We start from the raw sequence: 9,779 nt of genomic DNA, 5'->3' as shown, positions 1-9,779 counted from the left end.
GCCCTGATGCCCCCACCCTTTGCAAAGGCTGGCGCACCAGGGACCTTGCCGCGCACCTTTACCTCCGCGAACGCAAAGCGGCTGTGGGCCTTGGCCTGATCATCAAGAGGCTGTCCAAGGCCTCGGACAGCGCCACCGCCAAGCTCGCGGCGAAACTGAAGACCACCGATGACTACACCGGGCTCGTGAACACGTTCCGGGCGGGCCCGCCGGCGCTTTCGCCCATGAACATCAAGGCGTTGGACGAAAGTTCAAACCTGATCGAGTACTTCGTCCACACGGAGGACATCCGGCGTGCCGTGGACCGTTGGGCCCCCCGGGCCCTCGACGAGGCCTACTCGGATGCGCTCTGGGACGAACTCATCAAACGGGCGGCCATCCTGTACCGCGGAGTGGATCTCGGCATTGTGCTGGTGCGCCCTTCCGGCCCGCGGCACGTAGCCAAACGCGCACCTGTGTCAGTGGCGATCGTCGGCGAGCCCGGCGAGCTGCTGATGCACGCCCATGGCCGCACGCGCCATGCCCTGGTGACCTTCGAAGGCCAGCCGGACGCCGTCGCGCTCCTCCAGTCCGCCGAAGTCGGCCTCTAACACCCACCGGTCCGCCGACGTCGGCCTCTGACAACCAGCTGCCTCTCACAAAGCAACGCGGGGTCACTTTACGCCCGAAAACCTTCGTTTATCGGGCGGAAAGTGACCCCGCGTTGCTGTTGAAGCGGGCGGTCAGCGGACTTCGAAGCCTGCTTCGCGGATGGCGTTTTTGACCTGGGACATCATGTCGTCCGGGCCCCAGTGGAAGATCGACGCCGCCAGGACGGCGTCAGCTCCCGCAGCCACAGCCGGCGGGAAGTGGGCGGGTTCGCCGGCGCCGCCCGAGGCAATGATGGGGACCTTCACGGCCTCCCGCACAAGGCGGATCAGCTCCAGGTCGAACCCGTCCTTGGTGCCGTCGGCGTCGATCGAGTTGAGCAGGATTTCACCGATGCCGCGGTCGGCGGCTTCCCTGGCCCACGCGATGGCATCGATGCCGGTGCCGGTGCGGCCGCCGTGGGTGGTGACTTCAAAACCCGACGGCGTGGGCTCGGACCCGGGGCGGGTGCGGCGGGCGTCCACGGACAGGACCAGCACCTGCGAGCCGAAGTGCCGCGAAATTTCGTTGATGACGTCCGGCCTGGCCACCGCAGCGGTGTTGATGGAGGCCTTGTCAGCGCCGAACCTCAGGAGCTTGTCCACCTCCGCCACGCCGCGGACACCGCCGCCCACGGTCAGCGGAATGAAGACCTCCTCCGCGGTACGGCGGACGACGTCGAACGTGGTTTCGCGGTTGCCCGAGGACGCCGTGACGTCCAGGAAGGTCAGCTCGTCAGCGCCTGCGTTGTCATAGCGGTGGGCGAGCTCCACGGGGTCGCCGGCGTCACGGAGTCCCTCGAAGTTGACGCCCTTGACGACGCGGCCGGCGTCGACGTCGAGGCACGGGATGACTCGTACAGCTACAGCCATGGGTACTCCTGGAATTCTTGGATGGTCTCTTGGCTCAGATGCGGCAGGCGTGGATGCTGCTGACCAGGATGGCGCGGGCGCCGAGGTCATAAAGCTCATCCATGATCCGGTTGGTTTCCTTCTTCGGGACCATGGACCGGACAGCCACCCACTCGGAGTCGCGCAGCGGGGAGACCGTGGGCGATTCCAGGCCGGGCGTCAGAGCCGCGGCCTGTTCCACCAGCTCCTTGCGGATGTCGTAATCCATCAGCACATACTGGCGTGCCACCAGGACACCCTGCAGGCGGCGGATGAGGACCTCGATCTCCTTGGCGGTGCCGTTCGCAGCGCCGCCTTCGCCGGTGCGGCGGATCAGCACGGCCTCGGACTTGAGGATCGGCTCGCCGAAGATTTCCATGCCGGCGGCCTTGAGGGTGTTGCCGGTTTCGACGACGTCGGCGATGGCGTCAGCAACGCCCAGCCGCACCGAGGATTCCACGGCGCCGTCGAGGCGGACCACCTTGGCGTTGACGCCGCGCTCGGCGAGGTAGCCGCGGAGCAGTCCGTCGTAGCTGGTGGCGAGGCGCTTGCCCTCCAACTCCTCCACCTTGGCGAAGTCGCCCACGGGACCGGCGAAGCGGAACGTGGACGCGGCGAAGCCCAGCGGAAGGAGTTCCTCGGCCTCCACCTCGGCGTCCAGCAGCAGGTCGCGGCCGGTGATCCCGACGTCGAGCGTTCCCCGGCCGACGTAGACGGCGATGTCCCGCGGGCGGAGGAAGAAGAATTCAATGTCGTTGTCAGGGTCCATCATGACCAGCTCGCGGGTGTCGCGGCGCTGGCGGTAACCGGCCTCGGACAGCATGGCGGAGGCGGCTTCGGACAGGGAGCCCTTGTTGGGGACGGCTACTCGCAGCATGGGGGTCTTTCTTGGTTGGGAGGTCTGTTGATCAGGCAAACTGGCCACGCAGGGCACGCGCGGCGCGGTGGTACCGCCGGCGTGCCGCAGTGGCTACAGATGCTTGTAGACGTCTTCCAGGGTCAGGCCTTTGGCGAGCATCAGAACCTGCAGGTGGTAGAGCAGCTGGGAGATTTCCTCGGCCGCGGCTTCGTCGGATTCGTACTCGGCAGCCATCCAGACTTCGGCTGCTTCCTCCACGACCTTCTTGCCGATGCCGTGGACTCCGGACTCCAATTCTGCGACGGTGCGGGAGCCTGCCGGGCGGGTGGCTGCCTTCTCACTCAGTTCAGCGAACAGCGTCTCGAAATTCTTCACGCCCTACAGCCTACTTGCTGCGGCCCGGACGGCGCCTGTCGGGGACTTGCATGACGGACGCGGTGTGAGTGAACACACACCGCGCCCGCATCCCGCAGGGTTGCTTCTGACGCTGGCTGCTACTTGTACTGCTTCAGGAGGACGGCGGTGGCCAGTGCCGCCGTCACTGCTTCATGGCCCTTGTCCTCGCTGGAGCCGGGCAACCCCGCACGGTCCAGGCCCTGCTGCTCGGTGTCGCACGTCAGGACGCCAAAGCCAACCGGCACCCCGGTGGAGACGCTGACATCGGTCAGTCCCGACGTCGCCGCCTGGCAGACGTACTCGAAGTGCGGCGTGCCGCCGCGGATGACGACGCCGAGCGCCACCACCGCGTCAAAGTGCGGTGCCAGCCGCGCGGCCGCCACCGGAAGTTCGAAGGCCCCCGGAACGCGGAGCACCGTGGGTTCGCTGATGCCGGCGTCTTTGGCGGCACGCAGGGCACCGTCCAGGAGCCCGTCCATGATCTGGGTGTGCCAGCTGGCAGCAACTATGGCCAGCCGGAGCTGCGACGTTTCGGCCGGGCTGAGGGTGGTGAGGTCAATATCTGGTGCGCCGTGTCCGCTCATGCGTGAATCGTGATCCGTTCAGTTCTCTTGGGGTGATTAGTCGTCAAAGGTGGCAGCGCCGGCGCCGGGCACCGTCGCAACATGGGTATCCAGCGTCAGCCGGTGCTCCATGCGGTCCTTCTTGGTTTGCAGGTAGCGGATGTTCTGGTCGCGGGACGGCACCTCGGTGGGAACCATCTCCACCACCTTCACGCCGGCCTTGGCAAGCCTGTTCTGTTTGTCCGGGTTGTTGCTCAGGAGGCGGATCTCATGGAGTCCCATCTCCGCCAGGATCTGGGCGGCAGCCTTGTAGCAGCGGGCGTCCACCGGCAGGCCCAGCTGCTCGTTGGCCTCCACAGTGTCAAAGCCTGCCTCCTGGAGCGCGTAGGCCTTGATCTTGTTGGCCAGGCCGATCCCCCGGCCTTCCTGCCCGCGCAGGTAAAGTAGCGTGCCGCCGAACTCGTTGATCATCTCCAGCGCGTACGCCAACTGTTCGCCGCAGTCACAGCGGTAAGAACCGAAGACATCGCCCGTCAGGCACTCCGAATGCAGCCTGACCAGAGGCGCAATGCCCTCCTTGGGCGGATTCGGTGAGCTGACGGCAAGGTGTTCGGCACCGGTGACGAGGTCCGTCCACGCCTGGGTCACGAACTCCCCGAAAGCCGTCGGCAGCTGCACAATGGGACCGGCGCTCACAGGGTAGTGAGCCTCGTGGCCGTTGCCGGCTGCCCCCTGGTGATGGCCGTTCTGGTGTCCTGAAGCCGTCATCGTTCTCTCCTCTACTCCGCCCGGGCGCCCGGCCCGGTGTCACTGTCGGCGGGAGCCGTGGCCCCCGCTTCAAGGTAAACCACAAGATCCTCGATCGAGATCAGGGGGCACCCGTGTTCAGCGGCAAAAGCCCGCAGCCCGTCGAGCCGCATCATTTCACCGTCGTCGTACACCACCTCGGCGATAACACCCACTGGTTCCAGTCCGGCAAGCCGGCAAAGATCCACGGCCGCTTCAGTGTGGCCCGGGCGTTCCCGCACTCCCCCGTCAACAGCACGGAGCGGAAAAATATGCCCGGGCCGGGTCACTGCCGCAGGGCCGGAGGCGGGGTCGGCCAGCACCCGGGCGGTCAGGGCGCGGTCTGTGGCAGAGATGCCGGTGCTGACGCCCACGGCCGCATCGCAGGAAACGGTGTAGGCGGTGCCCTTCGCGTCCTCGTTGACGGCCACCATGGGCGGCAGGGCAAGGGCATCGGCACGGTCCCCCGCCAGTGGCACACAGATGACGCCGGAGCTGTACCGGATGGTCCAGCCCATGAGGGCCGGAGTGGCATGCTGGGCGGCGAAGATGATGTCGCCTTCGTTCTCGCGGTCCTCGTTGTCCACCACCAGCACAGGCCGCCCGGCGGCCATGGCGCGGACAGCATCCTCCACCGGGTCAAGTCCCCGGCGCGCCTCGGTGGCCGGCTCCAGCCGGACCGTGGCGTTCATCGGGTGCCTCCGGCGGCTGCTCCGGTGCTGAACGCGAGGAGGCGCTCGGTGTATTTAGCAAGCACGTCCACTTCAAGGTTGATCCGGCTGCCCGTTGCCTTTGCCCCCAGGCCGGTTTCAGCGAGCGTGGTGGGAATCAGCCCCACTTCAAACCACGGTTCCGGTTCCGCGGCCGGGCTGACCGCGGTGACGGTGAGCGAGACGCCGTCGATCGCGATGGAGCCCTTTTCCGCGATGTAGCGGGCGAGGTTGGCGGGCACGCCGAAACGGAGGCGCTCCCAGTTGCCGAGTGCCTCGCGTTCGAGGAGTTGCCCGACGCCGTCGACGTGGCCCTGGACCACGTGGCCGTCCAGCCTGCCGCCGGCCGGGACACAGCGTTCGAGGTTCACCGAATCGCCGGCAGTGAGCTCGCCGATGGTGCTGCGGACGAGGGTTTCGCCCATGACATCGACGCTGAACTCCTTGCCGTCGATCGCGGTGGCCGTCAGGCAGACACCGTTGACGGCGATGGAGCCTCCGAGGGCAAGCCCCTCTGTGGTGGCCGGGGCGCTCAGGCGGAGGGTTGCACTGGCATCGCCGTCCCGCTCGACGGACAGAACCTGTCCTTGTTCGGCAATAATTCCGGTAAACATCAGTAGCCTCCCATGGCTGGTTCCGCGGCAGGGCGGGATGGTTGTGGTTCTAAAGCTTCGGTTGTTTCAGGGCGGAGGTGCAGCCTCAGGTCCCGGCCGAGGGTGAGGACGGCTCCGCCGTCGGACGGATCCCAGTCCCAGTGGCGGGCGTCCGCCAGGGTGGTGATTCCGAGTCCACTCAGGGCAGGAGTGCCGGACCCCAGCAGGGTGGGAGCAACGTAGACAATGAGTTCGTCCACCAGACCGGCGGCCAGGAATGCGCTGAGGATGCGCGAGCCGCCTTCCACCATGACGTGACGGATGCCTTCTGCGTACAGGAGCGAAAGCGCCTCGCGCGGGTCGCGGGTGGGCAGGTGGAGCATGCGCCCGTCCTCGCCGCGGACAGTTGCATCAGCCGGCACTTCACGCAGGCCCATCACTGCCCGGAGCGGTTGCTTGCCGGCCATTGCCCCGGTGGCGTCACGGGCGGTCAGGCGCGGGTTGTCCACGAGGACGGTTTGGGTCCCCACCAGGATGGCGTCGATCCGGCGCCTGAGCCCGTGGTTATCGGCCAGCGATTCGGGGGACGAAATCCACTGGCTGGTCCCGTCCTCGGCCGCGATCCGGCTGTCCAGCGTCTGCGCGATGTGCAGCGTCACAAACGGGCGCTGCTCCGCCACGGCCTGGAACCACTGGCGGTTAAGCGCCAGTGACTCACCGGCCGCGAGCCCGCTCCGCACCCTCACGCCGGCCTCGCGCAGCGTTGCTGCGCCGCCCGCGGCGGGGTCATGCGGATCATCGACGGCGTACACCACGTCAGCGATTCCTGCCCCGATGATGGCCTGGGTGCAGGGGCCGGTGCGGCCGCAGTGGTCGCACGGCTCCAGGGTGACCAGCATGGTGGTGCCACGCAGGTCCAGCCCCGCCGCAGTTGCCTGGGTAATCGCGTCAGCTTCAGCGTGGGGGGTGCCGGCGCCGCGGTGGTAGCCGGTCACCAGCTGGCGGCCCTCGTTATCGATGACGACGGCGCCCACCAGCGGGTTAGCGCCGCGTGGTCCGCGCAGGGCTGCTTCGAGCGCAGCGTCCATGGCAGCGGTTTCGGCACGGCTGAACGCCGTCACAACATCGTTCCGGGTCATATGGCGACCACCGGTCCGGAGGCGTCCGCTACCGGCGCATGGGAAAAACTGGCTTCAAAGAGCCATCGCAAGGGGTTCATGTGTCTGTCGTTCCTTCCCGTCAGAACCGCGATGGCTCCGGGGGTATACGACAGCAGAGGGCCACGGCGCCATGGGACGCCGCGAATACAGCTGTACGTGCTTCTCTCATCCAGACTTTAACTGTCGGTACCGGAATTTCACCGGTTCAACCGTCTGCCGGGTCCATTCCCGAGGGAAAGGCACCGGCTCGCGGGTCGCGGACTGTCACCGCCGGTTCGGACTTACACCGACCCCGGAGCACGTAATGTGTGTTGCTATTGTGCCATAACCTGCGCGGCGTCCAGACTATTCCCCCGACCCGGCACGTAACTTAGCGCTGCCCGCTTCACGCAGGCGCGCGATGGCCGCGGCCGGGTCCTGGGCACCATAAACAGCGGAGCCCGCGACGAAGACATTCGCCCCGGCCTCCGCTGCCCGGACAATGGTTTCTTCCGTGATGCCGCCATCCACCTGGATGGCCACGCCGATTCCGGAGCCGTCAATGGCTTCGCGGGCCCGGCGGATCTTCGGCAAGGTCAGGTCAAGGAAGGCCTGGCCGCCGAAGCCGGGTTCCACCGTCATGATCAGGAGCATGTCCAGTTCCGAGAGCATGTCCAGGTAGGGTTCCACCGGCGTGGCGGGCCGCAGCGCCATACCAGCCTTGGCTCCCCTGGCCCTGAGTTCGCGTGCCAGTTTGACCGGTGCGATGGACGCCTCGGCGTGGAACGTCACCGAGGCCAGGCCTGCGTCGGCAAAACCCGGTGCCCAGCGGTCGGCGTCGGAGATCATCAGGTGGGCATCCAGCGGAACGGGGCTGACGGCCTGGATCCGCTGGACCACGGGCAGCCCGATGGTGAGGTTGGGAACGAAGTGGTTGTCCATCACGTCCACGTGCACGGCGTCCGCGGTGCTGATGCGCTGCAGTTCGGCTTCGAGGTTAACGAAGTCGGCGGACAGAATGCTCGGGTTGATGCAGCACTGCGGCATAGGGGAACCTTTCACTTCAGGTCAGGCCTTCTTGCGGATAAGGGCCAGGAACATGGCGTCCGTACTGTGGATGTGCGGCCAAAGCTGCGCCGTGGAATCGTGGCCGGCGCCGAGGTGGCCGGTGAGGCTCACGCCATCCAGCACTGCACCGGCGTCGAGCAGCTCCAGGTCATCGCGTTTCCGGAGAACATCGGTGACCACCGCTGTGGTTTCGGCCGGGTGGGGCGAGCACGTGACATAAGCCACCACGCCGCCGGGCCGGACAGCGGCCAGGGCGGATTTCAGGAGGTCGCGCTGCAGCGGTCCCAGGTCTGCCAGGTCCTTGGGCGTGCGGCGCCAGCGCGATTCCGGCCGGCGCCGGAGTGCGCCGAGCCCGCTGCACGGGACATCAACCAGTACACGGTCGAAGGATTCGGGGTGTTCGGTTCCGACGTCGCGGCCGTCTCCGGTCCGGACCCGCCAAACGTCCCTGGGCACGGCCGAAAGGGCCTGGCTCACCAGTTTGGCCCGGTGCGGAGCCGGTTCATTGGCGAGCAGCGTTGCGCCCTTCTGGTTTGCCAGCGCGCCGAGCAGGGCCGCCTTGCCGCCGGGGCCTGCGCACAGGTCCAGCCAGGCCTCTTCGGTAGCGTCTGCCCCGGGACCTGCTGCAGGGCGCGGTGCCAGGTCCACCGCGGCCATGGCACGGGCCACCAGCTGGGAGCCGACGTCCTGGACGCGGGTGCTGCCTTCACGTACGGAGGAGAGCCGGCCAAGGTCGCCGCCACTGGAGAGCGCAGAACCTTCCACCAGTTCACCGGGAGTGGCTCCGTTTTCCAAGGCTTCGTCAAGGCTTCCCAGCCCGGGCAGAGCAACGAGGTTTACTACCGGAGCGGCGTTGTCCGCCTCAAGGAGTTCGTTGATTTCCGACGCGGACCGGCCGTGTGCCACCAGGGACTGGCGCATGGCGCGGACAATCCATTCGGGGTGGGCGTAGCGCAGGGACGCGATCCTGGTTTCGTCGGTTTCGCCGGCAACAAGGAGCTCCAGCCACTCCTCCAGGGTGTGGGCCGTGACCTTCCGCAGCACCGCGTTGATCAGGGCGGAGGGCCCGGCACCGATCACTGCCCGGGCCAGCCCGACCGTCTGGTCCAGGGCCGCGTGTGCCGGTACCCGCATTGCCAGGATCTGGTGGACGCCGATCCGCAGGGCGTCGAGGATGGCGGGATCGAGCTGGTCCAGCGGACGGTCCACGCACCGGGCCAGGATGGCATCGTAGGTGCCCTGCCCGCGTAACGCGCCGTAGCTGAGTTCGGTGGCGAAGCCGGCGTCTCGTTTGTCCAGGCCGTGATGGCGGATCCGGGACGGAAGGACCAGGTTGGCGTAGGCGTCCTCGGCGCTGACCGCGCGCAGGACTTCAAAGGCCACCAGCCGCGCAGGATCCGCGCGCCGGGTGCGTTCGGAGGGTGCACTGCCCGTAAAGCTCCGCTCGGCGGGCCTGTTCCGCTCCCGGCCCTGCGCGTTGCGCTGGCTGCCGTCCCGCGGCCCGCCTTTCCCGCGTCCGCCGCGTGGGGCGCCCCTCCCGCCGGCACCTCTCCCGCTGCCGCCTGCATTGCCGCCGGACTCGCTCATTCGAATACCACGCTTTCAAGTGTTGCCATTCCGCGGGCCCAGTCGGCTGCGGCCATCATCTTTTTGCCTGCGGGCTGGATCCTGGTCAGTTCCACCGCGTGGGATCCCGTTCCCACCAGGACGCTCTTGCCGTCGAGGCTGACCTCACCGGGGGCCAGGTCGGGGGCCTCCGGCCGCAGCCTCACCGGTTCCAGTTTGACCCGCTGGCCGTCCAGTGTGGTCCACGCGCCAGGCTCGGGAGTGACCCCGCGGGCACGCCGCCCGATTGCCAGTGCCGGCTGGTTCCAGTGGAGCCTGCCGTCCTCGAGGGTCAGCTTGGGTGCCAGGGAGACCTCGCCCACCTGGGCCTGCGGGGCCGCCTTGCCTGCTTCGACCGCTGAGAGGGTCTGTGTCAGCAGGACAGCCCCGCTGTGGGAGAGCCGCTCCAGCAGCGCCCCCGCAGTGTCATCCGGCCCGACACTTTCAGTCAGCGTCCCGAAGACAGGTCCGGTGTCCAGTCCTTCCTCCAGCAGGAACGTCACGGCGCCGGTGACGTCGTCGCCGGCGCCGTGACGTTCCTGC

12 protein-coding genes and 1 riboswitch are annotated in these 9,779 nt (G+C 67.5%); of the genes, 1 reads left to right on the top strand and 11 read right to left on the bottom strand.

The features are described 5' to 3' along the window. Positions 1 to 590 (top strand): TIGR03085 family metal-binding protein (locus DBR22_RS03745; RefSeq protein WP_108597845.1); only part of this gene is annotated, 590 nt, incomplete at its 5' end. A gap of 132 nt (positions 591 to 722) precedes the next feature. On the opposite strand, the gene hisF is transcribed toward DBR22_RS03745, so the two are convergent. From hisF to DBR22_RS03690, 11 genes are all read right to left on the bottom strand, one after another. Then, positions 723 to 1,499 (bottom strand): imidazole glycerol phosphate synthase subunit HisF, encoded by a 777-nt coding sequence (gene hisF / locus DBR22_RS03740; RefSeq protein WP_108597844.1) that lies wholly within the window; start codon positions 1,497 to 1,499, stop codon positions 723 to 725. Between the two features lie 34 nt (positions 1,500 to 1,533). Beyond that, positions 1,534 to 2,394 carry an ATP phosphoribosyltransferase gene (hisG, locus tag DBR22_RS03735; RefSeq protein ID WP_108597843.1) on the bottom strand — a complete coding sequence of 287 codons (861 nt, stop codon included), beginning with the start codon at positions 2,392 to 2,394 and terminating at the stop codon, positions 1,534 to 1,536. A gap of 93 nt (positions 2,395 to 2,487) precedes the next feature. Further along, a complete protein-coding gene (locus DBR22_RS03730) occupies positions 2,488 to 2,751 on the bottom strand; it encodes a phosphoribosyl-ATP diphosphatase (RefSeq protein WP_028270786.1) in 264 nt (87 codons plus the stop codon). 119 nt (positions 2,752 to 2,870) lie between these two features. After that, positions 2,871 to 3,356, bottom strand: coding sequence for a 6,7-dimethyl-8-ribityllumazine synthase (ribH, locus tag DBR22_RS03725; protein ID WP_108597842.1), 486 nt, complete (start codon positions 3,354 to 3,356; stop codon positions 2,871 to 2,873). A 36-nt stretch (positions 3,357 to 3,392) separates the two neighbouring features. Continuing rightward, positions 3,393 to 4,103 carry a GTP cyclohydrolase II gene (gene ribA, locus DBR22_RS03720; protein ID WP_108597841.1) on the bottom strand — a complete coding sequence of 237 codons (711 nt, stop codon included), beginning with the start codon at positions 4,101 to 4,103 and terminating at the stop codon, positions 3,393 to 3,395. 11 nt (positions 4,104 to 4,114) lie between these two features. Further along, on the bottom strand, positions 4,115 to 4,813 hold the full coding sequence (ribB, locus tag DBR22_RS03715; RefSeq protein ID WP_108597840.1) for a 3,4-dihydroxy-2-butanone-4-phosphate synthase: 699 nt from the start codon (positions 4,811 to 4,813) through the stop codon (positions 4,115 to 4,117). Then, positions 4,810 to 5,445, bottom strand: coding sequence for a riboflavin synthase (locus tag DBR22_RS03710; RefSeq protein WP_108597839.1), 636 nt, complete (start codon positions 5,443 to 5,445; stop codon positions 4,810 to 4,812). The genes ribB and DBR22_RS03710 overlap by 4 nt, the downstream gene beginning before the upstream one ends. Beyond that, positions 5,445 to 6,563 carry a bifunctional diaminohydroxyphosphoribosylaminopyrimidine deaminase/5-amino-6-(5-phosphoribosylamino)uracil reductase RibD gene (gene ribD / locus DBR22_RS03705; protein WP_108597838.1) on the bottom strand — a complete coding sequence of 373 codons (1,119 nt, stop codon included), beginning with the start codon at positions 6,561 to 6,563 and terminating at the stop codon, positions 5,445 to 5,447. Before ribD ends, DBR22_RS03710 begins: the two co-directional genes overlap by 1 nt. A 173-nt stretch (positions 6,564 to 6,736) precedes the next feature. After that, positions 6,737 to 6,889: riboswitch (FMN riboswitch) on the bottom strand. Between the two features lie 40 nt (positions 6,890 to 6,929). Then, positions 6,930 to 7,610: a ribulose-phosphate 3-epimerase gene (rpe, locus tag DBR22_RS03700; RefSeq protein WP_108597837.1), complete on the bottom strand. Its 681-nt coding sequence runs from the start codon at positions 7,608 to 7,610 to the stop codon at positions 6,930 to 6,932. Positions 7,611 to 7,631: 21 nt separating this feature from the next. After that, positions 7,632 to 9,218, bottom strand: a complete 1,587-nt coding sequence (locus DBR22_RS03695; protein WP_108597836.1) for an RsmB/NOP family class I SAM-dependent RNA methyltransferase — start codon at positions 9,216 to 9,218, stop codon at positions 7,632 to 7,634. Next, positions 9,215 to 9,779 (bottom strand): methionyl-tRNA formyltransferase (locus DBR22_RS03690; protein WP_375134885.1); only part of this gene is annotated, 565 nt, incomplete at its 5' end. The genes DBR22_RS03690 and DBR22_RS03695, both read right to left, overlap by 4 nt.

The organism is Arthrobacter sp. HMWF013 (genome assembly GCF_003061105.1).
Taxonomy (GTDB): Bacteria; Actinomycetota; Actinomycetes; order Actinomycetales; family Micrococcaceae; genus Arthrobacter.
Note: the sequence above shows the minus strand (reverse complement) of the source record. Positions and strands in the feature narration are given on the sequence as shown.